The 24,397-nt window shown below is 71.3% G+C and carries 22 protein-coding genes; 9 read left to right on the plus strand and 13 right to left on the minus strand.

Translation table 11 applies throughout. The features are described 5' to 3' along the window. Nucleotides 1-198: 198 nt before the first annotated feature. On the plus strand, nt 199-1,365 hold the full coding sequence (locus Pmi06nite_RS27415) for a hypothetical protein (RefSeq protein ID WP_203956011.1): 1,167 nt from the start codon (nt 199-201) through the stop codon (nt 1,363-1,365). Between the two features lie 278 nt (nt 1,366-1,643). Further along, on the plus strand, nt 1,644-2,300 hold the full coding sequence (locus Pmi06nite_RS27420) for a response regulator transcription factor (protein ID WP_203956012.1): 657 nt from the start codon (nt 1,644-1,646) through the stop codon (nt 2,298-2,300). A gap of 295 nt (nt 2,301-2,595) precedes the next feature. Here the strand turns inward: Pmi06nite_RS27420 and Pmi06nite_RS27425 are convergent, their stop codons facing one another. From Pmi06nite_RS27425 to Pmi06nite_RS27475, 11 genes are all read right to left on the minus strand, one after another. Further along, entirely contained in the window at nt 2,596-4,293 is a 1,698-nt protein-coding gene (locus tag Pmi06nite_RS27425) for an ATP-binding cassette domain-containing protein (RefSeq protein WP_203956013.1), read from the minus strand. Then, entirely contained in the window at nt 4,290-5,981 is a 1,692-nt protein-coding gene (locus Pmi06nite_RS27430) for an ABC transporter ATP-binding protein (protein WP_203956014.1), read from the minus strand. Before Pmi06nite_RS27430 ends, Pmi06nite_RS27425 begins: the two co-directional genes overlap by 4 nt. 121 nt (nt 5,982-6,102) lie before the next feature. After that, complete coding sequence (locus Pmi06nite_RS27435) at nt 6,103-6,240, minus strand: SapB/AmfS family lanthipeptide (RefSeq protein WP_203956015.1); 138 nt, start codon at nt 6,238-6,240, stop codon at nt 6,103-6,105. Then, nucleotides 6,241-8,838 carry a class III lanthionine synthetase LanKC gene (gene lanKC / locus Pmi06nite_RS27440; RefSeq protein ID WP_203956016.1) on the minus strand — a complete coding sequence of 866 codons (2,598 nt, stop codon included), beginning with the start codon at nt 8,836-8,838 and terminating at the stop codon, nt 6,241-6,243. 233 nt (nt 8,839-9,071) lie between these two features. After that, nucleotides 9,072-9,779, minus strand: a complete 708-nt coding sequence (locus Pmi06nite_RS27445) for a sensor histidine kinase (protein WP_203956017.1) — start codon at nt 9,777-9,779, stop codon at nt 9,072-9,074. A gap of 166 nt (nt 9,780-9,945) precedes the next feature. After that, nucleotides 9,946-11,043 carry a hypothetical protein gene (locus Pmi06nite_RS27450; RefSeq protein WP_203956018.1) on the minus strand — a complete coding sequence of 366 codons (1,098 nt, stop codon included), beginning with the start codon at nt 11,041-11,043 and terminating at the stop codon, nt 9,946-9,948. Beyond that, the gene (locus tag Pmi06nite_RS27455; RefSeq protein WP_239114239.1) at nt 11,040-11,378 is read right to left on the minus strand and encodes a PadR family transcriptional regulator; all 339 of its coding nucleotides are present in this window, start codon (nt 11,376-11,378) and stop codon (nt 11,040-11,042) included. The genes Pmi06nite_RS27450 and Pmi06nite_RS27455 overlap by 4 nt, the downstream gene beginning before the upstream one ends. 141 nt (nt 11,379-11,519) lie before the next feature. Beyond that, entirely contained in the window at nt 11,520-12,545 is a 1,026-nt protein-coding gene (locus Pmi06nite_RS27460) for an NAD(P)/FAD-dependent oxidoreductase (RefSeq protein WP_203956019.1), read from the minus strand. After that, nucleotides 12,542-13,102 carry an isoprenylcysteine carboxyl methyltransferase family protein gene (locus Pmi06nite_RS27465; RefSeq protein ID WP_203956020.1) on the minus strand — a complete coding sequence of 187 codons (561 nt, stop codon included), beginning with the start codon at nt 13,100-13,102 and terminating at the stop codon, nt 12,542-12,544. The genes Pmi06nite_RS27460 and Pmi06nite_RS27465 overlap by 4 nt, the downstream gene beginning before the upstream one ends. Before the next feature lie 17 nt (nt 13,103-13,119). After that, nucleotides 13,120-14,175, minus strand: coding sequence for a type III polyketide synthase (locus tag Pmi06nite_RS27470; RefSeq protein ID WP_203956021.1), 1,056 nt, complete (start codon nt 14,173-14,175; stop codon nt 13,120-13,122). Nucleotides 14,176-14,545: 370 nt separating this feature from the next. Continuing rightward, the gene (locus tag Pmi06nite_RS27475; RefSeq protein WP_239114240.1) at nt 14,546-15,394 is read right to left on the minus strand and encodes a UbiA family prenyltransferase; all 849 of its coding nucleotides are present in this window, start codon (nt 15,392-15,394) and stop codon (nt 14,546-14,548) included. Between the two features lie 385 nt (nt 15,395-15,779). On the opposite strand from Pmi06nite_RS27475, the gene Pmi06nite_RS27480 reads away from it, so the two are divergent. Genes Pmi06nite_RS27480 through Pmi06nite_RS27500 form a run of 5 tightly spaced genes read left to right on the plus strand, consistent with a single transcriptional unit; the run spans nt 15,780 to nt 21,607 of the window. After that, nucleotides 15,780-16,418 (plus strand): ATP-binding cassette domain-containing protein, encoded by a 639-nt coding sequence (locus Pmi06nite_RS27480; protein ID WP_203956022.1) that lies wholly within the window; start codon nt 15,780-15,782, stop codon nt 16,416-16,418. Beyond that, nucleotides 16,415-17,221, plus strand: a complete 807-nt coding sequence (locus tag Pmi06nite_RS27485; protein ID WP_203956023.1) for an ABC transporter ATP-binding protein — start codon at nt 16,415-16,417, stop codon at nt 17,219-17,221. Before Pmi06nite_RS27480 ends, Pmi06nite_RS27485 begins: the two co-directional genes overlap by 4 nt. Beyond that, nucleotides 17,218-20,214 (plus strand): FtsX-like permease family protein, encoded by a 2,997-nt coding sequence (locus Pmi06nite_RS27490; protein WP_203956024.1) that lies wholly within the window; start codon nt 17,218-17,220, stop codon nt 20,212-20,214. Before Pmi06nite_RS27485 ends, Pmi06nite_RS27490 begins: the two co-directional genes overlap by 4 nt. Before the next feature lie 47 nt (nt 20,215-20,261). Further along, nucleotides 20,262-20,594: a YnfA family protein gene (locus tag Pmi06nite_RS27495; protein ID WP_203956025.1), complete on the plus strand. Its 333-nt coding sequence runs from the start codon at nt 20,262-20,264 to the stop codon at nt 20,592-20,594. Nucleotides 20,595-20,650: 56 nt separating this feature from the next. Continuing rightward, nucleotides 20,651-21,607 carry an SDR family oxidoreductase gene (locus Pmi06nite_RS27500; RefSeq protein ID WP_203956026.1) on the plus strand — a complete coding sequence of 319 codons (957 nt, stop codon included), beginning with the start codon at nt 20,651-20,653 and terminating at the stop codon, nt 21,605-21,607. A 6-nt stretch (nt 21,608-21,613) separates the two neighbouring features. On the opposite strand, the gene Pmi06nite_RS27505 is transcribed toward Pmi06nite_RS27500, so the two are convergent. Beyond that, nucleotides 21,614-22,084, minus strand: a complete 471-nt coding sequence (locus tag Pmi06nite_RS27505) for a DUF2000 domain-containing protein (RefSeq protein WP_203956027.1) — start codon at nt 22,082-22,084, stop codon at nt 21,614-21,616. Between the two features lie 103 nt (nt 22,085-22,187). On the opposite strand from Pmi06nite_RS27505, the gene Pmi06nite_RS27510 reads away from it, so the two are divergent. Then, nucleotides 22,188-22,667 carry an Lrp/AsnC family transcriptional regulator gene (locus tag Pmi06nite_RS27510; RefSeq protein WP_203956028.1) on the plus strand — a complete coding sequence of 160 codons (480 nt, stop codon included), beginning with the start codon at nt 22,188-22,190 and terminating at the stop codon, nt 22,665-22,667. On the opposite strand, the gene Pmi06nite_RS27515 is transcribed toward Pmi06nite_RS27510, so the two are convergent. Next, on the minus strand, nt 22,660-23,544 hold the full coding sequence (locus Pmi06nite_RS27515; protein ID WP_203956029.1) for an SDR family oxidoreductase: 885 nt from the start codon (nt 23,542-23,544) through the stop codon (nt 22,660-22,662). The genes Pmi06nite_RS27510 and Pmi06nite_RS27515 overlap by 8 nt on opposite strands. A 95-nt stretch (nt 23,545-23,639) precedes the next feature. Between Pmi06nite_RS27515 and Pmi06nite_RS27520 the strand changes: the two genes are divergently transcribed. Next, the gene (locus Pmi06nite_RS27520) at nt 23,640-24,239 is read left to right on the plus strand and encodes a TetR/AcrR family transcriptional regulator (protein WP_203956030.1); all 600 of its coding nucleotides are present in this window, start codon (nt 23,640-23,642) and stop codon (nt 24,237-24,239) included. The last annotated feature ends 158 nt before the right edge of the window (nt 24,240-24,397 follow it).

Consider the following 24,397-nt stretch of genomic DNA (forward strand, 5'->3'; position numbering starts at 1 on the left):
ATGTAGTATCCGCAGCTCAGCGCCGCTTTCCCCGAATCTGCGCATGATCACGTGCGGAGTTGGGGCTGGTCATCGGCCATAACCCCGAATGTGTGCATGATCACGTTGGGGGCGGGGGTGGTTTTGCTCATTGGGGTGTGTGTCAGGGGCGGGGGGATTACCTCCGGCTGCGTACGGTCACTGGCCATGATGAGACGTTTGATTGCGACGCCTATCCTCGGACTGGCGGTTACGTTGGCGGCCGGTTCGGCCCCGGCGACGGCCGCCGATGAACTGGCCATCCGATCCATCACGGTGAAGCCGGGAACCCCTGTGGTGGGGCCGTCGGGTTCGGTCAAGGTCGTGATCGAGGTAATGGCGCGGGGTGCGACCGCCGTCTCCGTTCTCCTCGAACCCGGCCGTACCGGCCCGGTGACTCCAGATGGCCCCAAGACTCCACCGGCGCCTGACGTCCCGCAGTCGCCCGGCAACCCCGGCAATGGCGTACCGGGAGTCCCTGCTCAGCCCCCAGCGCCGGCTCAGGTGCCGATCCCGCTTCAGGCTCCCGCCCAGGCTCCTGCGCAGGTTTCCTCGCAGGCCCCGGCCCAGGTCCCCGCGCCGCAGGTCGTTCCGTCTAAGCCGCCTGCTCCGGTCCAGGCCCCGGCGCCTGCGCAGGCCGCCCAGGCGAAGGCTCCCGCGCCTGCTCCTGCGCAAGCCCCCGCCCAGGCGAAGGTGCCTGCTCCGGTTCGGCCCCCGGCTCAGGCGCCGCCTCCCGCGCAGGCCAAGGTTCCCGCCCAGGCGCCGGCGCAGATCCCGGCGCAGACCGGGAGCGCTCGTCCGACCACGCCCGCGTCCACTACGCCCGCCGCCGTCCCGAGTGCGCACACCATCCCGCGTGGCCCCATGCGGGCCGCTGCCACGGCGGTCCCGAGCACCAGTAGCAGCGGCGAATGGGAGACCTGGCTGTTCCTGCCGGAGAAGCCGTTGTCGCGGTGGTACCCCAGCGGCCAGTGGACGGTGACGGCCACCGCAAGGAACGCGGCAGGCACCGTCGTCACCTCTCGGACGATCTTCTTCCTCAAGAGGGAGACCGCGATCGAAGGTGTGAACGTCGTCCGCAACGACAACCAGGTTCGCATCACCGGAACGCTGTTGCGTGTCGACCCGCTCGGGCGGGTGGACTACCGGCCGTTCGCCGGTCAGTCGGTGGCCCTGTGCTTCCGGCCCGCCGGCACGGGGACCTGGCGCACGATGGGCACGGCCGTCACCGACAAGAACGGCTGGTTCAGCGGCCGCCTTCGCGGAATGGGCGATGGCGTCTGGCGTGCGGAATATGAGGGCACCGGTCACTATGCCGGTGACATCAGTGCCGATAAGAACCCATAAATCGTAATAAATTCCCTCTTTGCCTTGAAAATCGCATAATCGCCCAGGCTGGGGTGTTCTCGCTGCTCGTTCCTGCCCGGCTCCCTCGCGGAGCCGGGAATTTTTCTGCTATTCGCGCAATTTCCAGACCTGTACGGCTTTCGCCGACAAGACTCGCGATTAAAAGTAATAGATGGGGTAGAGAGGGCAACCGAAAACGATGTCCGGCGTCCATAGTGAGTGAGCCCGGACCGTCACGGTCCGGGCGTCGGGGACAAGGAAGCGCGAGGGAACCGCTTGTGATTCGTCTGCTGCTCGCCGAGGACATGCACCTGATCCGTAAGGCTCTGATCGCGCTTCTGTCCTGCGAGGGCGACCTGGAGGTGGTCGCCGAGACCGCGAGAGGCGAGGAGATCGTCAGGCTCGCCTGTCTCCGCCGGCCGGACGTCGCCCTCCTCGACATCGGGATGCCCGGGATCGACGGGCTGACTGCGGCCTCCGAACTGCACCGGCGATTACCCACCTGCAAGACGGTGATCCTCACCGGCCTAGGCACGCCCCTGGCCCTGCGCCGGGCGCTGGACGCCAATGTGCGGGGTTTCATCGTGAAGGACGCCGAGCCCGGCCATCTCGTCGACTGCATCCGCCGTGTGTACGCCGGTGAGCGAGTGGTCGACCCCGAACTCGCGGCGGCCGCGCTCGACACGGACGGCAACCCGCTCACAGCCCGCGAACTGGACATCCTGGAGACCGCCGCCGCGGGGGCCACCGTCAGCGAGATAGCCGAGCGGCTTTCGCTCTCGCATGGAACGGTCCGGAACTACTTATCCCGCATCCTCACCAAGCTCGGCGCCCGGTCACGCGTGGAGGCGATTCAGATCGCCTCCGAGTCGGGCTGGTTGTGGCCGGCCAACGGGCGCGAGATCGGCATCCTCCGCCAGCGCCCCCGGCGCTGACCGAGGGGAGCAGTTCGCGCGGGTGGCGCAGACGACGGGTGGTGATCATGCACCGGCCCGGCCAACGCTGGGATCGTGCATGATCATGAACGGTGTTCCGGCAGGTCAGGCTTGCCGTACGCGAATGGCCGCATGATCACGCCAACGGAAGGTGCTGGTCACGCAGGTTGATCGCGAACTTGTGCATGATCACGGCGGGGAAAGGGGCTGGTAGGCAGGCATGATCACGAATCTGTGCATGATCACGCATGGGAAGTGGGCAGGTGGGAGCGGGTGATCACGAACCTGTGCATGATCACGCCAAAGAATGGGGGAGGCGGTGATCCGCCCACAGGCCGACGAGGTCGGCGTACAGCGGTGAGGCGCCGACCAGTTCCTCATGCGTCCCGAGCAGGACGCGGGTGCCGTCCATGACCAGGACCCGCCGGGCGCGGAGCGCTGAGGAGATCCGATGGGCGACGACGATCAGCGTCCCCCCTCGCGCGGCGAACGCGGCCTCGGCCCTGGCCTCTGCGGCGGGGTCGAGATGGCAGGTCGCCTCGTCGAGCACGACCAGCCGCGCGGGCGACAGATAGGTCCTGGCCAGCGCGATCAACTGCCGCTCTCCCGCAGACAGTTCGGCGGGGTCGATCTCGGCGTGGTAGCCGTCGAACCGCTGGGCCAGGTCGGCCAGGCCGAAGGCGGCCACCGCCTCGTCGACCGCCCCGGCGGGCGCCTCAGGGGCGAGGTAGGTGAGGTTGTCGGCGAGGCTTCCGTGGAAGACGTAGGCCTCCTGCGGGATCAGCGCCCGCGCCGCCTCGTGCGCCTTACTCGCGGGGACGCCGCCGATCAGCACGGAGCCCTCGGCCGGCCGCAGCACTCCGGCCACGAGGCCGGCGAGGGTGGACTTGCCGATCCCGCTCGGCCCGACCACCGCCAGGTGGTCGCCTTCGGGCACGACCAGGTCGAGACCGTCGATCACCGGCTCCGCCTCGGGGCCGTACGCGAAGACGACTCCGCTCAGCTTCAGCCCCGTGCCCTCGGGGCGCGTCCGCGGCTCAGTGACCTCCGGCGTGGCCGCACTGCCGAGGATCCGCTCCAACGTGACGGCCAGCCGTACGCCGCTGACGCCCAGCCCCTGGACGAGCCCGGACAGCGCGGGCGTGAGCGACTGCATGACGTAGGTGAGCGCGCCGAGGACCACCCCCGCCGTCAGCCCCTGGCCGATCAGCCACGGTGTGCCCGCGAGCAGCAGGAGGATGGGCAGCCAGCCGCCCACGGCGAGCGACAACGTGCGGGTGGCCGTGACCCGGGCCAGCGCGCGGGCGGCCCGGGCCTGGTCGCCGATCTCGCGGCCCACGGTGGCGGCGACGCGGACCTCGGCTCCGCAGGCCGCGACGTCGCGCAGACCGCCGGCCATGACGGCGACCGCCGAGGCCGTCCGCTCGTCGGCCAGGATGAAGTCCCGCTGCCGCCGGGCCAGAGCGGGCAGGGACACGAGGAACAGCACCAGGCCGAGCAGCACGGGAGGAAGCACGAGCGGCACGACGGCCGGCGCGAGCGTCATCATGCCGAGCGCCACGCTGACCAGCGTGAACACGAACGACCTCACCACTGTGATGATCGCTCCGAATGCGTCCCTGGCGAGCTCGACCTGATGGTTCATCCGGGCCACCGCCGCGGCGTCGCCGTCACGCCCCGCCCGCAACGCTGCGGAGACCACGTGGGTCAGCAGGTCGTCGCGGAAGGGCTCGACCACCGCGGCGATGTTCAGCAGGATCTGCCGGGCCGCGACGGCCGCCAGCAGCCAGGAGGCGGCGAGCAGGGCCAGCCAGGCGAGCCCGGTCCCCGGACGCCCCGCCGCGAACCCGTCGTCGACCGCCCGCGCCACCGCGTGGCCTCCCGCGAACGCGGGCACCACCTCGGCCAGCGACCAGGCGCCCAGACGGGCGATCCGGTACGGCTCCCGCGACAACGACCGGCGCAGGAAGATCCGCACGAGCCCGCCCCTCATGAGGCCCCCTGGAAGACCGCCCGGTAGTCCGGGTCGTCCCACAGCGACTCGTGCGTGCCATGCGCGCGGACGCGGCCGTTCTCCAGCCAGACGACCTGGTCGGCCCGGGCGGCCGTGGTGACCCGATGGGCCACGACCAGGCGGGTGCGGTCGGCCAGCCGGCCGGTGAGCGCGCGGCTGACCTGGCGCTCGGTGAGGGTGTCGAGGCTCGACATGGCGTCGTCGAGGATCAGCAGCCGCTCGGCCTGGGCGAACGCCCGGGCGAGGCCGACGCGCTGGGCCTGGCCGCCCGACATCGGCGCCTCCGCCATCGGGGTGGCGTATCCCCGGGGCAGGCGGCGGATGAACGCGTCGGCGCAGGCATCCTGCGACGCGGCGTGGATGCGGCCGGCGTCCGGCCACCGCTGCCCGAAGCCGACGGCGTCGCCGACGGTGGCGCCGAGCAGGACCGGGCGCTCGAACGCGTACCCGACCGCGCGGCGCAGATGGTCACGCCCGATCTCCGGCAGCGGGACGCCGTCGAGCATCACCGACCCCCAGTCCGGGTCGACCAGCCTCCCCGCCACCGCCGCGAGCGACGACTTGCCCGAGCCCGATCGGCCGACGACCGCCACGCAGCACCCGCCGGGGACCACCAGATCGATGTCGCTCAGCAGCGGCGTGCCGTTCGCCCGCACGGTGACCCGGCGGAACTCCAGCCGCCCGCGCCCGCCGGCCGGTGGGCGGGAGCCGTACGAGAGGGGCCGCTCCGTCAGCAGCCGTTCGAGGCGGTGAGCGGCCGACCGCGCGCGGGCGAGCCTGCCCGCGTAGCCGATCGCCGAGCCGAGGCCCGCGCCCAGGACGGCGTAGCGGGCTCCGGCGAGCAGTTCGCCGACGGTGAGGTCGCCGCTCGCGAGCCTGAGCCCGCCCACGGCGAGCACGGCCGTCTCCAGCAGCGGGATCACCACGGCGGCCTGCACGCCCGCGCGCGCGTGGAGCCGCCACAACGCCAGCCCGTGCGCACGGAGACGGGGGAGAGGCGTGAGGACGCGGCCCACCTCCTGGTCCTGGGTGCCCGCCGCGGTGATGGTGCTCGCGCCCGCGAGGGCGCCGACGAGCCGGGCCGCGATCTCCCCCTGGGCCTGCTGGTAACCCGCGGCGGCGGCGGTGGTCTTGCGCATGAACGCCCGGACGACGCCGACGATGGCCAGGAGTCCGGTGACGAGCGTCGCCGCCAGCCACGGATCGATGAGGGCGAGGGCGACCACGCTTCCGGCGGAGGGGATGACCAGCGAGGCGGCGGTGACGACGGCCTCGGGCGCGCGTGCGGCCTCCTCCACGTTCACCCCCGCCCGGGTCACCAGGTCACCGGTCGTGAACCGCCTGGTCATGGCCGCCCCGACGGCGAGGATGTGGCCGACCACGCGGCGGCGCAACCACAGGGCCGCGTGTGCCCCGCTCGCTCCGGACGACAGGACGCCGAGCGCGTCGCAGACCACGACGAAGATCACAAGGAGTACGGTCGCGGGCAGCCATCCATGGCCGCCCGGTGCGGTCCCGGCCAGGGCGTCGAGAGTACGGCCGAGCGCCATCGGGAGGAACAACTCCGCGACGGAACCGGCGAGCGCGGTGACGGCGAGGAGCCAGAGCCACCGTCCGCTGTGCCGCGCGGCCGCGCTGATCAGCTGGTCCGCCGCTCGTGAGGACATCGGCCCCTTCCCTGAACCTGTCCGAACCGGCCGCTCGCCGGGGCCTCGGCTGGAGCACCCCGGAGAGACGAGAGCCTGGGCGGCCACGAGGCCCGCCCAGGTCTGTCGTGCTAAATCGTCATCAGCCGCAGAGCAGGCTGAGGCTGCTGTTCTCGTGCGGAGTGCAGGCCAGCAGGCTGAGGTTGCTGCCGCCGCCGCCACCGTGACCGTGACCGTGACCACCGGGGGTCTCGAGGGTCTGCAGGTCGAGAAGTGCCATTTACGAACACCTCCTTCCACTACTTGTCGGGATGGTGGACCCGGCGGGCTTACGCAGGGGCCCCTGCGCCTGACGCCATCCGGGGGGCTCGAAGAAGGGGAGGCGCACCGGCTCGTCGTGCAGCACGGTGCCGAGTGCGAGCAGCACTCCGGCGCTCCCCGTGGAAAGGTCCATCGACAACCGGAGCAGTTGAGCTCCGGGGAAGGCCAGGCCGTCCCTGAAGGGCAGCTCATGCCAGGCGAGGCGGGAGATCTGCCGGGCGGCCGCCTCCGGCCGCCCCTCCATCCCGAGGCAGGCGATCATCCCCGCGCGTCCGGCGAACAGGCCCGGCTGGATGAAGTAGGACAGCGTGGTGACGGGACGGATGACCTCCAGTGCCTCGGCGAACGTCTCGTCCCGCCGGTGCGCGAGGTACCGGGCGAGGACCAGCCCGATTCCGGCCGACCCCTCGTCGAGGTAGGGGTTGGTCCGCCAGCCCTGCTGAACGTGGAGTTGGCCGTCGTCCCTCCGCACGCAGCGCCGCAGATCCTGCCGCAGGGCGGTCGCGGCCAGGTCGAGCAGGCGGCCGTCGCCCGTCCGCTCGTAGGCGTGCAGGAACATGAGAGCCGGTCCTGACGAGCCGTACATCAGGCCTGCGTGCGGGTGGACGCCCCCGCTGATCTCGGGCACGTCGTCCGGCCCGCCGAGCCGGTCGGCCACCGCCTCGGCCATCTGGAGGGCCCGCTCGCGGAACGCCGCCTCGCCGGTCACGTCGTGGAAGTGGAGCAGGTTCAGCGCGATGCCGGCGATGCCGCGGTAGAGGCTCAGGTCGAGGCGCTCCCAGTCCTCCCCGGCGCAGACCTCGGCCACGTCGAGCGCGTCCTCGCGGCGGCCGAGCGCCTCCAGCGTGTAGGCCACGCCGTGCAGCCCGCTGTAGAACCCGATGCCGGCCGCGGGGTCCTTGGCCCGTTCGGCCAGCCAGTCCTCATGGTCGGGGAAGCGCCCGGCTCCCGTGACCGCCAGGGCGTGCAGCACGCCGGCCGCGCCGTTGGCGAGGCTGACGCCTCCGCCCGGCTCGAACTGCACGATGTCGCCGGGGAACAGCCGGTCGTCACGGCCGGGGGTCGCGCTCGCGAGGATCGCCCGGGTGATCGACTCCCTGATCGCCGGCCAGCTCTCCGCCAGCATGCTCGCGGGCGGCCGGGGCGGCTCGTGGCCCACGATCGTCCGTACGGCTCCCGCGACCAGATCGGGAGACACCGGGAAGGTCTCGGTGACCAGACGGCCCAGATGGACGGCCTTCGGCCGGTGGAGGGGCAACATCATCGTGGCCATCGGGGCGAACATGCCGAGGTGCAGGCAGGCCAGCGCGTACTCGTCCGCCTCCACACCCGCCCGCCCGGGCGGCGGGACGAAACCGGGGTTCGCCAGTGTGGGCCGTTTGCGATCGGCGGCCAGTGAGGAGACCTCGAAGTCGATGAGCACCACGCGCTCTCCGGCGACGAGGACGTTGAACGGGTGGAGGTCGCCGAACACCACACCCCGCTCGTGCAGGGCGGCCAGCGCCCGCCCCACCTCGCCGAGCATGCCGACCGCCCACGTGGTGTAGCCGGCGAGGACGTCGTCCCCGGTGTCCGCGCTGGTGAGGGGATGCTTCTGCGCGATGAGGCGGCTCAGGGTCGTCCCGTCCACATGCTCCTGGACGAGGAAGTGGTGCTCCCCGAGCGTGAAGTAGTCCCGCAGGGCGGGCACCTGCTCCAGCCCGGCCAGCCGTTCCATGATCTCGGCCTCGTGGCGCAGGCGGGTGACCGCGTCCCGGCCGGCGGCGTCCAGCCCCGCGTGGGGACGCGCCTCCTTGAGCACCACCCGCTCGCCCGTGCGGACGTCGGTCCCGAGGTAGACCCCGCCGCCGTTGGAGAAGTGCAGCACGCTGTCCACCCGGTACGGCAGGCCCTCCATGGTGACGGAGTTCCTGGCTTCCAGATGCGGTTCGAGGAACCCGGGAAGGGTCACCCACGGGGGGAGGACGAAGGCGGGCCCGCGGACGTCGGGGACCAGCTCACCCTCGGGGGTCTCGATCGCGAGCACCCGCTCGCCGTTCTCCGTCACGCAGTACCGCTCCGCGAACCCGCCGTACCGCACGAACAGCGGGCCTGGGCCGTACCGCAGGTCGCTCAGGATGTACGGCCCCGCCACGCCCTCGAGGATCCCCGCGAGCTCCTTGAGGACGAGCTCCAACTGGACCTCGTCGACCGGGTAGATCGTTACGAGCTTGCCGCTCGACTCGCGGCCGGCGTACTTCGAGTTCCGCATCATCATGACGCGCCGGCCGCGCAGGAACTTGAACGCCAGCCGATGGGTGACGCAGTAGTCCCACACCGCCGCGAGCACCTGCTCGGCCTGATCAAGACAAGAGGAGACGTGGATCTTCCACCCCTGCTGCGGCAGCCGGCCGCCGGCCGGTGCGTAGTGCGACCACGTGTCCGTCGCGACATGCGCCCAGCCGTCCGGAAGGGCGAGGCCGGTGACGGAGAAGTCCGGGTGCTCGGCGCGTTTCCGGTCGAGCGTGTCATAGAAGAAAGGATCCGCGAAGCAATAATTCTCATACGTGTTAATCACAAGATGTCCCCTTAGGTCGAACACTTCAAAGAATTCCGGAATTAAGGGGGTGGGCCAAGTTACGTGAGTCAACAGCTGTATAGGCGTACGTCATGTGGCCGACCGTGATTCAGGTCATGGGTGATCGCATGACGGATCCATGGACGGGTCGGGACGCGGACGCGGCGTCCTGGTGGATTCACAGGTGAGAGGCCTGACCGCATTCTGGGAGCGGCGGGGCGCCGACTGCTCCGCTAGCGGGAAGGGCGGCTGGGGAGCTCCGCCACCAGCCGGAACCAGCCGTCCAGGTCGAGGATCGTGCTGACCGTGCCGTCGAGCGCCGCCGCGCGGGTGCGCAGGCTGTCGATGCCGGTGCCGCCCTGCGGACGGGTCAGGGGTTCCACGCCGTCGTTGGCGACGGTGAGCGTGACGGAGCGTCCCGTGAGGCTCATCTCGATGAGGCAATGGCGTGCGTCGCTGTGCCGGAGCACGTTGGTCACGGCCTCACGGACCGTGACGGCGAAGACGGCGCTCGCCTCCGGGGTGAGGTCCACCTCCGCGAGTCGCAGCGTGCAGTCGACGCCGCGCGCCGTGAAGACGGCCCGGGCGTCGGCGATCTCCGACCAGAGGGAGATCTCCTGGTAGGAACGGGTGACGTTGCGGATGTCGGTCGCCGCCTGCCGTACGGACTCGATCACGTTGGCCAGTGCCGGCCGTACGGGGGAGTTCTCGTCGGCGAGGCGGTAGGCCAGCTCTCCCTGCAGCGAAGCCAGCCAGAGGCGGCTGCCGACCAGGTCGTGCACGTCCCGGCCGAGCTGCTCACGCGCCTCGGCCGCGGCCTTGCGCAGCGCCTCGGCGTCAGGCGGGCCCGGCCGTCGTGAACGCCAGACGAGCACGGCGACGGCGGCGCACAGCAGGCAGACGGTCACGGCGGCGAGAGCGAGCATGGCGGAGCTGGGCAAGTGAAGATCCTCCAGTCATCCTCGCCAGAGGATCGGCCTCGCTCGGATGCACGATCAGATCATTGCATGAAAGGTCAATGAATATGGCGACTTAATGTGGAGTCGAATTGCGTTCTATTTGCGAATCGCCGGATGGATGCCGGAATCATCGCGATGTGCGTGAATGTTATCCGTGCTGCCCGCGCAACTCGGTGAGATCGCCGTCCGTCGCTGTCCGCAGCGCTCGTGCGCCCATCACGACGAGGGTCATCCCGCTCATCAAGAGCAGACCCAGTTGCACGCATCCGACGAGGTTGATGATCCCGGTGATGGAATCGGTCGCGCCCGGGTGCAGTATGGCCGTCCGGGCGAGCACGACGGGCACGGTCAGAATCGCCGCTGCCAGCGCCACCGGCGCGGACGACCGCCTGGACGTCCGGCGCCCGGCCACGCACCACACCGTCACGGTCGTCAGCGCCACGCAGGCGAGGCCGGGCATGTCGACCCACATCAATACCTGCATCAGGAGCCTCATCGGGACGGTTCCTGCCCTCGTCAGCGAGTCGAGCACACCGACGACCAGAGAGAGCAGGATGCCCACGGCTGCCGGAAGCGCGACCATGCCTAGAGCCCGCCCTCGAGACAGGCGCGGCGGCGGCGCGTCGCGGTGGAATCCGATCATCAGCGCCAGCGCCGTCACCGCGGCCGGGAACAGGGTGCAGGCCCAGCGAACCGCGATCTCCCACCCGCCGACGCTCAGGGCGGGGGGGACCAGCACGTACGGCACGACCAGTGCGGCCACGGCCGCCGCCTTGGCCGTGAGAGGGCGGCCGAGGACGAGCGCACCGAGGCTCGCCGCCCACAGCAGGGGCGCCAGATCAGCCAGCACATGCCGGAGGCGCTCCGGCGAGCCGGGATCGCCGATTCCCATGGTGAGGCCGTCGGGCGGCCCCTCGGCGAGGATGCCGTACGTGTAAAGCGTCAAGGTGGCGGACAGGCAGCCGACCGTCGTCCAGAAGACGAGGCCGAGAACGGCGGCCCGGCGCACCGCCTCCCCCCAGAGGAACGACCTCGGCGGCTCACCCGGGCCGCCCAGCCGCAACCGCAGCGCGAGTGTCGCCACGCTGGCGATCTCCATCCAGCGTGGCCTCTGGTCGTCCATGCCGGCCTTCCCGCGCCGGGCGCCCTCGAGGAAGGCCGTGACCATCTCCTCCTCGCGCTCGGCCCGGTAGGCCGCGGGCAGCAGCCGCAACACCCACCGGTAGCGTTGCTCGAGGATGCTCATGCCAGACCTTCCGCCCGCCTGAGCCGCAGCCGTTCGACCGCGCGCCGCGCGTTGCCGGCCAGCCGTACGGCCTCCTTCTCCAGGGCCTGCGCCCCTTCATCGGTGAGCCGGTAGTAGCGGCGCAGCCGTCCCTGCCGCACCTCCTCGTGGTCGGGCTCCACGAACGCATCGGCCGCGAGCCGGTCGAGCACGCCGTACAAGGTGCCGATCTTGAGCTGGACACGGCCGCTGGAGAGCCGCTCGACCTCCTGCGCGATGCCGTAGCCGTGCCGCGGCTCGTCGGCCAGCGCGGTGAGGACGAGGAACGCGGGTTCCGTCATCGGCCGTGATGTCATGTAGCCAGGATATATCGGAAGACATGATATTCAAGTCGAAGGGTAACTCCGCGGTCGTTGCGGCAGGCGAGGGGACAGCCACGAGAAACCCTGACCGCAGCGAACCCGGCAGTCCTCTGCGCCTTGGCGATGGCGACGGTCTCAGGCGAGTGCGCGGACCGCCGCGCTGAATAGAACGGGCAGACGCTGCGCCGCCGGGACGACCAGGCGTGCGGACCCCTGGTGGCGCCGAGCCGTCAGCAGGGCGGAGGTCAGCACCCGGTGGCGCAGGGACAGACGGCGCCAGGCCTGCTCGTAGCTTTCGGGCCGCCCGGCCCGCAGACAGCTCACCAGAGCCTCCGACGACGACACCGCCAGCGAGAGACCCTCACCGGTGAGCGCGTCCACGTATCCGGCCGCGTCGCCGACCAGCAGCACGCGGCCGGCGACCCGGGACCGTACGCGCTGGAGGAGAGGGCCCGCCCCGCGGACCGGAGTCGCCGCCGGGCCGTCCAGCCGGGCCCGCAGATCGGGGAACTCCGCCAGGTGGTCGTCGTAGGCCCGGCGCCGGGAGCTCAGCACGGCCACGCCGACGAGGTCGTCGCTCACCGGGGTGACATAAGCCTCGCCTCCGGGCGCCCAGTGCACCTCCACGAAGTCCGTCCACGGCGCCGTCCGGTAGTGGCGGCGCAGGCCGTACCTCCGGAGCCGGGAAGGGCGCGGCTCCAGCCCGAGCATCGCCCGGATGGGGGAGTGCAGCCCGTCGGCGGCGACCAGCCACCTCGCCCGCAGGGGCCGGCCGCCCACGGACGCCAGCACGGAGCCGGTCTCCTGGCATACGCCGTCCACATGGCCGGAGACGACACGGACGCCGAGATCCTCCGCGCGGTCGGCGAGGGCCGCGTGCAGGACGGTCCGCCGCACGCCGATCCCGAGGCCGTCGCGGAAGGCCGCCTGCGCTCGATGAAATCCGTCGAGGTAGCGGATGCCCCGGAACGGCCTGCCGTCCATGAGCACGCCCATCGACCGGAGCGCGGCGGCCCCCGTCGGCATCAGTCCCTCGCCGCAGGCCTTGTCCACGGGACCCGCCCGCGGCTCCACCACGACCGCCTCCATCCCGGCCCGCGCGGCGTTGATCGCGGTCGCGAGCCCCGCCGGGCCACCGCCGGCGACGAGGACGTCGATCACTCCGGCGTCCCTCTCCGCGGAGCGGAGCCCGTGGACGCGGCGGAGAGCTCGTCCATGACGGATTCCTCGCACCGGATCCTGACGACCATCAGGACGGCGTTCAGCACGGTGAAGACGACCGCGGTCACCCATGCGGTGTGGACCAGCGGCAGCGCCGCCCCCTCGACCGCCACCGCCACATAGTTCGGATGGCGCAGCCACGGCAGGCTGTACGGCCCGCGGGTCACCAGGGGCAGGCCGGGCACGACGATGACCTCGGTGTTCCACTGGCGTCCGAGTGTGGTGATGCACCACCAGCGCAGGCCCTGCGCCGCGAGGACGAGGACGACCATGGGCCAGCCGAGCGCGGGGACGAAAGGCCTGCCTGCCAGCCACACCTCCAGCAGGCACCCGATCAGGAGCCCCGTGTGGAGGGCGACCATCCAGGGGTAGTGGCCGCGTCCGGCGACGACCCCGCCTCGGGCCAGGCTCCACCGCGCGTTGCGGCGGGCCACGACCAACTCCGCGAGGCGTTCAACCGCGACGAGGACGACGAGCAGTGCGTACCAGGGGGACACGTGCGGGAACCTCCGGGTTACCAGCGCAGGAGGACGAGTTCGGAACAGAAGCCGGGGCCCATCGCGATCAGCAGCCCGGGAGTGCCCGGTGGCGGCGGACGGAGGGCGAGGGTGTCCCTGAGGACGTGGAGGACGGACGAGGAGGACAGGTTCCCGATCGCGTCCAGCGAGCGCCAGGTCATGTCGAGCGCGCCGCCCGGGAGTTCGAGCGCCTCTGCCACCGCGTCGAGGACCTTGGGTCCGCCGGGATGGCACACCCACGCCGTCATGTCGGGCGCGGCCAGCCCGTGGCCGCGCAGGAAGGCCTCCACGTCGCCTGCGAGGTAGGTCCGCACGACGTCGGGGACGCCGGCGTCCAGCACGACCTTGAAGCCGGAGTCGCGGACGTCCCAGCCCATCACCCGGCCGGACTCCGGGTAGAGGCGGCTGCGGGTGTCCACGACCGTGGGACCCCGCCCCGCCGCCCGCTCGTCCCCGACGGCGACGACCGCCGCGGCGCCGTCCCCGAACAACGCGCTGGCGACCAGGTTGGCGACCGAGGCGTCCGCCCGCTGGAGCGTGAGCGAGCACAACTCCACCGAGAGCAGGACGGCCACGTGGCCGGGCCAGCCGCGCAGGTAGTCGTGCAGGCGGGCGATCCCCGCGGCGCCGGCCACGCAGCCCAGCCCGAAGACGGGCACCCGCTTCACGTCCGGACGCAGGCCGAGGCGGCTCACCAGCCTCGCGTCGACGGATGGGGCCGCGATGCCGGTCACCGAGGTGCACATGATCATGTCGACGTCGTCCGGGGTGAGGCCCGCCGCGTCGAGCGCGCCGGTGATGGCCTCGGCGCCGAGTTCGACGGCCGCCTCGATGAACAGATCGTTGGCCATGCCGAAGCCGTCGAGCTTGCCGTACTGGTCGAGCGGGAGAACGAGGTTGCGGTGTGAGACGCGGGCGCTGGTGTGGAGCCGGTCGAGCAGTCTCCGGTCGCCGCCCTGGGGCAGGCAGACCTTGGCGAAGACGTCGGTGATCTCTTCCTGGGGGTACCGGTTCGGGGGAAGGACTCCGTGGACAGCGGCGATTCGCGTCATATTCACAATCCCCCGGGCTGGCGAAACCTTCGGCATATCTCTTTTGCCCGCCAAGAGCGTCCCCATGCCGATCATTCCGGGGCACTGGATGGGGGTGATCATGCACAGGTTCGTGGTCATGCCCGGCGACCAGCCCATTCCCTGATCGTGATCATGCGCAGATTCGTGAATCCCCCCACGACCAGCCACGCCTCGGTGCGTGATCATGCACAGATTCGTGGTCATGCCCGCTGACCAGCCGACTCTTAGTTCGTGATCATGCGCACTTTCGGTCGCGTAACGTCTGACCAGTGCGTACTCCGTTCGTGATCATGCACGCGCCGCCGCCACACCGTCAGTCGCCGTCAGACCGCCTCGCCGTCGGCCGTCGTCAGGCACCGACTCCGGTCCCGGACGCGAGAAGGAGGCCGACGTCGACGGCCGCGCACGCGATGGCCGCCGCGAAGGGGATCTTCGGCGACAGGCCGCCGAGGGCCGTCCCCGCAAGGCCGAACGCGGTCACCGCGGCCAGCCCGGCCCAGGCGACGGCGCCGGGCGGCCCCGGAGGCGCGAACACGAGCAGCGCGGACGCGGCGAGCAGGGGCACCGGAATCAACGCGCGGACGCGGGACGCCCCCAGACGTTGTGGCCATCCGCGGACGCCGACGGCCACGTCCTGCCCGATGTCCGGCAGGACGTTCGCGAGATGCGCTCCGAGGCCGAGGGCGGCCGCCGCGACGACCACCCACCAGGCCGGCCACGGCCGTCCGGGGAGCCCGGTCACCACGAACACGGGCAGGCTGCCGAACCCCACGACGTACGGCGTCCAGGAGAAGAGCGTCGACTTCAGCCGCAGGTTGTAGGCCCACGCCCCCGCGACCGCGATGAGGTGGACTGCGCCCGCCAGCAGGCCGCAGGCGAACGAGAGTGGCACGCAGACGACGAGCGCGGAGAATGCGGACACGTACACCGTTCTCACGCCGACCTGGCCGCCGACGATGGGTTTCTCCGCACGGCCGGCGGCGATGTCGCGGCCCGCGTCGACGGCGTCGTTGCACCAGCCCACCGAGAGTTGGCCGGTGAGGATTGCCGCCGCCACGAGGACACTGTCTGTGACGTCGCGCCCGGCAGCGACCGCGAGCGCGGTGACCAGCGCGGTGACGGCCACGGTCGGCCCGGGGTGGCAGGCCTTCGCGAGCCCGCCCAGTGCCCCCACCCAGGAGCCACGCCCTACCGCCACCACCAGAGCGTAACTCTGGTCCCGATCACCGCCAGGCCGGTCGGCACGGCGGAATCTGCATGATCACGCAGCGCGTTCACCCTGGTCGTACGGCACGGCGGCGAACTTGCGCATGATCACGAACGGAATACGCGCTGGTCAGACCATACGTGACCGAAAGTGTGCATGATCACGGCGGGAGGGTCGGCTGGTCGGCGGACATGATCACGAACCTGTGCATGATCACGGCCAAGGGGACGGACGGTGATATGGGGGCTTCGATCTGTGTGGTGATCGTGACTTCTCTGTGATCTCCCCGGGTTTAGGGTCGGCGGAGCGCACAAGGTGATCTATTCGATTATGTCGCGTCAGGGCCACGCGATCGTGTCGCGTCAGGGGGAGGCCGATGTTGCCCCAGCCAGCCCTGTCCTGCCAGTCGCTCGCCTGCCGGGCCGGCGGCAGGGAAGTGGTGAAGGACATCTCACTGGAGATCATGCCCGGCGAGCGAGTCGCGATCATGGGACCCTCCGGCTCGGGGAAGACGACGCTGCTCACGACGCTCGGCGGGCTCATCCCGCCGGCCGCCGGCCGTGTCCTCGTCGGCTCGGTCCCCCTCGACGAGCAGCCGTCCCTGCGCAGGAACCTCACTCTGGTCTTCCAGTCGTACGGGCTCGTCTCGCTCCTTACGGCCGCGGAGAACGTGGAGGTCGCGCTGCGGGCCGCAGGCCGTACGCCACGGGACGCGATCGCGGAGACGGCCCAGGTCCTGGACCGCATGCGGCTCACCGCCTACGCGGACCACCTCATCGAGGAACTCTCCGGCGGGCAGCAGCAGCGTGTGGCGGTGGCCCGCGCCCTGGCCCTGGCTCCGAGCGTCATCCTCGCCGACGAGCCGACGGCCGAGCAGGACAAGGTCAACCGCGTTCTCGTCCTGGAGGCGCTGATGGCCGCGCCCGCCGCGCTCGTCGTCGCCACACATGACCCCGAGGTGGCCGATCGTTGCGACCGGGTCGTTGAGCTGCGGTCGACGGCGGGTGTCCCATGACCCAGGCGGTGCGCTGCGACGGCGTCGTGCAGATCTACAAGACCAAGGAGATCGAGGTCGTGGCGCTGCGCGACATCGATCTGGTCATCGAAGAGGGGGAGAGCGTCGCGTTCCTCGGGCCGTCGGGCGCGGGCAAGTCGACGCTGCTCTGGCTGCTCGCCGGGCTGCTCCGGCCGAGTGCCGGACGGCTCTGGCTGGGCGGCACCGAGATCGGCAGGCTCGGGCCGCGTGCGCTGGACCGGCTCAGAGCCGCGCAGATCGGGGTGGTCCTGCAGAACCCGGCCCGCAACCTCATCCCGTACGCCTCGGCCGTGCAGAACGTGACCTTCGCCCAGCGTGCCGTCAGGCGGCGGGCCAGGCGGGCGGCGGGCGACCTGCTGGACCGGGTCGGGCTGAACGGTGTCCGCGACAAGCCCGCCGGGCGCCTGTCCGGGGGAGAGCAGCAACGGCTGGCCGTCGCGGTCGCCCTGGCCAACCGCCCCCGGCTGCTGCTCGCCGACGAGCCGACGAGCCAGCTCGACATGGCCACCGGCCAGACGGTCATCGAGCTGATCAAAGAGCTCGGCACCACTTCTGTGGTCGTGACGCACGACCCGCGGGTCAGCGAGGCGACCAGCCGTACCGTCACGATCAGGGACGGGCGGATCGGCGCGGAGGGCAGGCACGGGGAGGACTTCGTGGTGGTCGGAAGGGAGGGCGCCGTCCAGTTGCCGCCCGAATATCACGAACTGCTGCCGCCCGGCTCCATGGCCCGCGTCGAGCCCCTGCCGGACGGCGTCGTCCTCAGGCGGGCCGAGTCATGATGCTCCGCGGGCTGTGGCGGCGGCGCTGGCTGTCGCTCATCGTGCTGATCATCGCGGTCGTCCCCGTGGTGGCCGGGTCGCTCGGCCCGATGTACACCGACGCGGCCCGCACCACGCTGATACGGGAGACGCTGGACAAGGCGATCCTCGACCACCGGGGCTGGCGGGTCACATCGGTGTCGGACGACGCGGGCGAGCTGGTGAAGGAGATCACGGCGCCGTTCCTCCTCCCGCCGATCAGGGGGGCGGAACTGCTCAGCCCCAACGACAAGGCCACCAAGACCTACCCGCTGATGTGGGTCGAGGGGCAGTGCGACCACGTGACCACTGTCGTGGGGCGGTGTCCGCGGGCGGCCAACGAGATCATGGTGAGCCGCGCGTCCGGATTCACGGTCGGCGACACGGTGAAGCTGAGCCTGCTGAGCGATCCCGGCGCCGAGAAACGGCGCCTGACGCCGCTGCGTGTGGTCGGCGTCTACGAGACCGACGCCGCCGACCCGCTCTGGTACGGCCGGAGCCTGTTCCCGCAGACGGCCGGGGTCACAGAAGGCAACGGCGACCCCCTCCTCACCGCGCCGGAGACACAGGGGACGGTCGGTGTGAAGACCGGCGGCGACCGGATCGACGCGCTTGTCGGCGCCGCGTGGACCAGCACCGCCATTCTCTACATCGACCGGAACAAGATCACAGGTGACGACGTCGCGTCGCTGGAATCCCTCCATGCCAGGTTGCGGGCCCTCGGGCGGACCGGCGAGACGACCACGGTCTTCGGCTACATGGACGAGACCCTGGAGGCGGTCCACCGCCGGGTCGACTCCCTGTCGGTGCCCACGACGCTCGTGACGGTCCAGCTCGTCGCCCTGGGCTGGCTCCTGCTGTTCCTCACCGTCCGCGACCTCGTCGCCGCCCGCGCGCAGGAGATCGCGCTGGCACGGCTGCGCGGCCTGTCGACGTTGCGCATCTGGGCTTTCGGCCTGTCGGAGCCGGCCTTCCTCCTCCTCGCGGCCCTGCCGATCGGGATCGCCGCGAGTTGGGCCGTGGTCTCCCGGATGGCCGCGACGCTTCTCCGTGACGACCTGGTCGTCACGGTCGACGGCTTCACCGTGCTGTGCGGTGTGGCCGCCGTCTTCGGCGGTCTTCTGGCCACGGCCCTGGCCGCCAGGCAGACGGTGACGCAGCCCGTCGTCGAGCAGTGGCGGCGCACCCCTCGTTCGCGCCGTCGCGCGTGGGTCGTCGACGCCGTGGTGCTCGCGATCACCGCCGTGGGGCTCGCGGAACTGCTCGCCGGAGACGTCATCACCGACGCGACCGGGCAACGCGCGAGCGCTCTCATCGCGCCGGGCCTGCTCGCGGTGGCACTCGCCCTGATCGCCAGAAGGCTCCTGCCGCTCGCCTGCCGCGCGCTGTTCCGGCTCACCCGGACCCACGGCGACATCGGGGCTTTCCTCGCCATGCGCCAGATCTCCCGCGGCTCCGCCACGGCGAGCACCGTGATCGTGCTCGCCGCGGGACTCGGCCTCGCGGTCTTCGCCGTCGCGGCCTGGTCGGTGACCTCGCGCAACTACCAGGAGGTCGCGCGCGTCCACAACGGCGCCGAGACCGTGTTCGTCGTGCCCCGGAGCGACGTCGCAACGCTCAGGAAGATCTCGGCCGACGTTCCCGGCACGGCCCCGGTCATCGTGACGCCCGGCCCTCCCGCGATGCTCGCCACCGACCCCGCGCGGTTCGCCTCGGTCGCCCTGTGGCGTCCGTCGTACGCGGGGAACCGGCCGTTGAACGGGATGACGGCGAAACTCACCCCCCGGACGGCCGCGCCCCGCGTGCTCGTGGGCGGCGACCGCATCCGCGCCGAGGTCAGCACGCCGAAGATGCCCGACGGGTGGAGCGCCATTCTCTACGCCGATTTCCGGGTGACCGGTGAGACCAAACCCGCCATCATCCCCCTCGGCCGCCCCGACTCGCGGATCAAGGTTCACGAATGGGGGTTGCCGCGGGGGTGCCGCGAGGCCGTTTGCGAGCTGCGCGGCCTGCGCCTGGAGGTGACGATGGCCGCGGGGGCGAGCCTCGAGGACGGCCCGACCGGCAGCGTCGTCGTCAAGAAGCTCGAGGTGCGACAGGACGGCCGGTGGAGCACCGTCGACGCGGGACTCGCGGACACGAACAGATGGACGCCCGCCTTCGTCCCCAGGGGCGGCCTCCCGCTGTCGCTGGAATCGTTCGGCACCGGTGCCGTCAGACCCGACACCTTCCCCGACCCCCTGCCCGCGCTGTCGTCGGGACCGGGCGCGGGCCAGAAACTGCCGGGCCTGGACGACGGCCACTTCTCGGGCTTCGAGTCCGTCGCCTCCGCGCAGGCCCTTCCCGGTCTGAACGCTCCCGGCGTCGTCGTCGACCTGGAGACCGCCGACCGGGTCGCCTACGGCTACTCGCCGCGTACGGAGTTCCAGATCTGGGCGGCCCCCGGCCGTGGGGACGAGGTGCGCGAGGCGCTGCGCAGAGGCAGCGTCCCCGTCCTCGCCACACGCACGACGGATGATCTCGTATCCGGTTACGTCACGCAGGGGCCCGGCCTGGCGCTGCTCCTGCTCATCGTGTCGGCGGGTGTCGCCGCGCTGCTCGCGCTCGGCCGGGCCGTCCTCGCCCTCCACACGGCGGCACGGCGGCGCACGTACGAGATGGCGGCCCTGGAGGCGGCGGGCGCCCGCGTGCGGCCCCTGCGGGTGGCACTGCTGCTGGAGCAGACGATCACGCTGTCCTGGGGCGCGTTGACCGGAGTTCTCGCCGGCCTGGTCGCGGCATGGGCCGCGCTGCCGCGCGTGCCCGAGTTCGCCGAGACTCCTGTGACGCCTCCGCTGGACTACTCGCTCGTGCCCGTGCCCGTCCTCCTCGTGGCGTGCGCCGTGCTCGCCTTGAGCATGATCGCCGCCGCCGTGACGTCGGAACTGCTGCTGCGCGGCGTCCGGGTCGACCAGCTTCGTGAGGCGCCCGCCTGATCCTGCCGGCAGCGGTGCGTCACCTCTCGCCCGATACGGTCGCAGTCGTGACAGTCGCTCGTTCGGTCCTGCTCTTCCTCCTGGCCGCTCTCGCCGAGATCGGCGGCGCATGGCTGGTCTGGCAGGGATGGCGGGAACATCGCGGCCTGTGGTGGATCGCCGCGGGGGTCGTGGCTCTCGGCGCGTACGGCTTCGTCGCGACATTTCAGCCTGAGGCCAATTTCGGGCGGGTTCTGGCCGCCTACGGTGGCGTGTTCGTGGCCGGGTCGCTGGCATGGGGGGTCGTGGTGGACAGGTTCCGCCCCACCGTCTGGGACATCGTCGGGGCCGCCATCTGCCTGGCGGGGGTGGCCGTCATCATGTACGCCCCCCACAAGTGATCACGATGGGATAGTTTGCCGGTGACCCTGGCGGTACGTCCCCCCTGGAGATCCCCATGGCACGCTCGGCGCCCGACGTGACCGTCCCCGACCTCACGGGCAGGCGCGCGGTGATCACCGGTGCGAACAGCGGCCTCGGGCTCGGGCTGACCGGCCGCTTCGCCAGGGCGGGCGCGGAGGTCGTCCTGGCCGTCCGCGACCGCGGCAAGGGGGCCGCCGCGGTGGAGAAGGTCCGCGCGGAGGTGCCGGACGCGCGGCTGATCATCCGGCATCTCGACCTGGCCTCGCTCGACAGCGTGGCGGCCCTGGGCGCGGAACTGGTCGCCGAGGGCCATCCGATCGACTTCCTGATCAACAACGCCGGCGTCATGGCGCTGCCGAACCGGGCCGTGACCCGGGACGGGTTCGAGATGCAGTTCGGCGGCAACCACCTCGGACATTTCGCGCTCAGCGCCCATCTGCTGCCGCTGCTCCGGGCCGCGGCGGCGCCCCGGGTGACGACCGTCAGCAGCATCGCCGCGTGGTACGGCCGCCTGGACTTCGGCGACCTGCAGAGCGAGCGGTACGGGCCGCACCGTTCCTACGGAGGATCGAAGATCGCGAACCTGATGTTCGCCCGCGAACTCGACCGGCGGAGCAGGGAGGGAGGCTGGGGCATCCTCAGCAACGCCGCCCACCCCGGCGCGACGATCACCAACCTGCAGGTCACCGGTCCGACGCACGGTGGTGTCGCCGTGGCGCGGACGCGCCTGCTCTACGGCTTCCTGTACCGGATCCCGGGGATGTGGCAGGAGGTGCCCACCGGCATCCTGCCGCTCCTCCACGCCGCCACCAGCCCCGACGCCAGAGGCGGCGCCTACTACGGCCCGGACGGTTTCGCCGGGCTCACCGGCGGCCCGGCCGAGGCGCGAGCGCCCAGGCGCGCGCTGAACGACGCGGACGCCGCCCGCCTGTGGGCCGTCTCGGAAGAGCTCACCGGAGTCGCCTACCCCGCGGTCGCACCGGCCGCCTGATGACGCTCACGCGAGCAGCGAGAGCCCGCGCACGATGCCGTCGATCCTCTTACGGGGACCGATGAGGCTGACCGCGCAGTAGTCCAACTCGGCGGCCGCGGACATCTGCTCGAGGTATCCGTCGTAGACACGGGTGCGCTGGGCCAGGCCCGCCATGTCGGCCACGAACACCTCCTCCGCGGCGGCCGCCCTGGTCCTGATCTCCACGATCTGGGACGACGACGCGGCGAGGATCGTGCAGCCCGCCCACGGAAGGCCGGGATGGAGATCTCCCGCCGCGTCCTTGGCGTCCGGGCCGAGCAGCCCGGGCACCCCGGCCCCGGTGGCCGCGGCCACGCAGACCGCGGCGTTGACGATCAGGCCCGCCGGCAACGCCTCGTCGACGACGACCACCCATTTCAGCCGGGCCGAACGGGTCGGCTCTCCCGTCTGGATCTCCTCCGGCGCGTATCCGACCACCGGCATCCCGTCGTCCACTCGGCCTCACTCCTTAGCTGATGTACGGAACTCCGGCATCAGGCTAGGCATAAGTGCAGGAGATACCAACTGAGTCCTTACTTAATACGGATAGGCTGGCGATATGGCTGAGCTGGACGAACTTGATACGGCGATCCTGCGGGAACTGCAGCACGACGCACGGCGCACCAACCGCGACGTCGCCGCGGCCGTGGGGGTGTCGCCGACCACCGCGCTCGACCGGACGCGGGCCCTGCGCCAGCGGGGTGTCATCCGCGGAGCGACGCTCGACGTCGACCTCGCGGAGATCGGGCGTCCGGTCCAGGCGCTTATCGCCGTGCGGATCCGCCCGCCCTCGCGTCGCGTCATCGAGGCCTTCCGCAACTGGGTCAGCAGGCTGCCCGAGACGATCGGCGTCTTCGTGGTCTCGGGCACGGAGGACTTCCTGATCCACCTCGCCGTCCCCGACAACGACAGCCTGTACGCCTTCGTCATCGACAGGCTCACCGAACGGCCGGAGGTGGCGGACGTGCGCACCAGCATCGTCTACGAGCACCTGCGCGTGCCCGCCGTCGCACCGGTACGGCCGGCCAGGCTCAGGTGACGGCGGCGCCCGCGCGCTCGGCGACGATGTCGTCGGCGTCGGTGCCGTAGGCCAGCTCGCGCTGCGCGCGCAGCGCCGACAGCCTGTCCTGGAGCGCCGCCTCGATCGCCTCGTAGGCGTTGCCGCCGAGCGTGAGCCGCCGCGGCGCCGGAGTCGTGCCGGCCGAGTCGGCGACGGCCCTGGCGATCTTCCGGGGATCGCCGGCGACGGCCCTTCGGACGAACTCCGGATCGGCGTCGCCGCCCAGCATGCCGCGGATCCGGCCCACGATGCCTGTGGCGTACCCGTCGATCGGGTCGGCGACCGCGAGGTTGCGGTTGAACTCGGTCCGCGCGCCGCCCGGCTCGACGAGGGTGACCTCGATGCCGAACGGCGCGAGCTCGATGGCGACCGACTCGAAGAACCCCTCGACGCCGAACTTGGTCGCGTTGTACACGCTCATGCCGGGATCGGGAACCTGCCCGCCCGAGCTGGACATCTGCACGATCCGCCCGCCGCCCTGCGCCCGCAGGTAAGGCGCCGCGGCCCGGGTGAGCTGGATCGCGCCGATCAGGTTGACCTCGATCTGACGGCGCAGGAGCTCGTCGGAGACCTCCTCGGCCGCGCCGAGCACGCCGAACCCGGCGTTGGAGACGATCACATCGATCCGGCCGAACGCGGAGAACGCCTGGCCGACCACGCGGTGGATCGCGGAGGCGTCGGCCACGTCCAGGGGTGCCGTCCACAGGCGGTCGCCGTACTGGGCCATGAGCGGCGTCAGCGCGTCTTCGCGGCGGCTGGTCGCCGCGACGCGCTCGCCCCTGGCGAGCAGCAGCGTGGTGAGCTCGTATCCGAATCCCGACGCCGCGCCGGTGATGAACCAGGTCCTGGGTGTCATGTTCGCGTCTCCTCCATCAAATGTAGTCACTGCCTAGAATCTAGTCAGTGTCTAGAAATGTAGTCAATGGCTAGACGGGGAGTAGGTTGTCGGGCATGGCAGAGGCGATCCCGCGTTACCACCACGGCAACCTGCGCGCCGAGCTGCTCGCCTCCGCCGAGCGGAAGCTCGAGACGACCGGGGTCCAGGGGTTGTCCCTGCGGGAGCTCGCCCGCGAGATCGGCGTGAGCCACGGCGCGCCCCGGCAGCACTTCCCCGACAAACAGGCGCTGCTGGACGCGCTGGCGGTCCTCGGATTCGATCGGCTCGGACGCGAGCTCGACGCGGCTCTCGGTGAGGCCGAAGGAGCCTTCGCCGACCGGTTGACCGTCTTCGCCCGCACCTATGTCCGGTTCGCTACCGCGCATCCTGCCCTCCTGGCGCTGATGTTCGCGCGCAAGGACCGTCCCGACGCCCCCGAACTCCTGGAGGCCAACGGCCGCGCGTTCGCGGCCCCCGTGGCGCTCATCGCCGGGGCCCAGGCCGCCGGGGAGATCGACAGTGACGATCCCGACCGGGTCGCGATGGCCCTGCTGGCCACCATCCAGGGCCTCGCCTCGATCATCACCGGCGGCATGATCGGTGACCGGCCCGTCGACGCGGTCGTGTCCGGCACGATCGAGACCCTGCTGCGCGGTCTGCGGCCCGCCCGCTGAAGGGCCCGCGCGGCGTGCGTCAGGGAGAGGTAGGGGTGCGCAAAGCCGCTGGTCGCAGCGTCGTGGCGGCTTCTTGCCGATAGTGGCGTGGCTTAACGTCGGAAGGCCGCACCGGGTCGCCGGTGCGGCCTTTTCGGTGTTGCGATCAAGGAGAGCGT

The sequence above is a fragment of the Planotetraspora mira genome (genome assembly GCF_016863275.1).
GTDB lineage: Bacteria > Actinomycetota > Actinomycetes > Streptosporangiales > Streptosporangiaceae > Planotetraspora > Planotetraspora mira.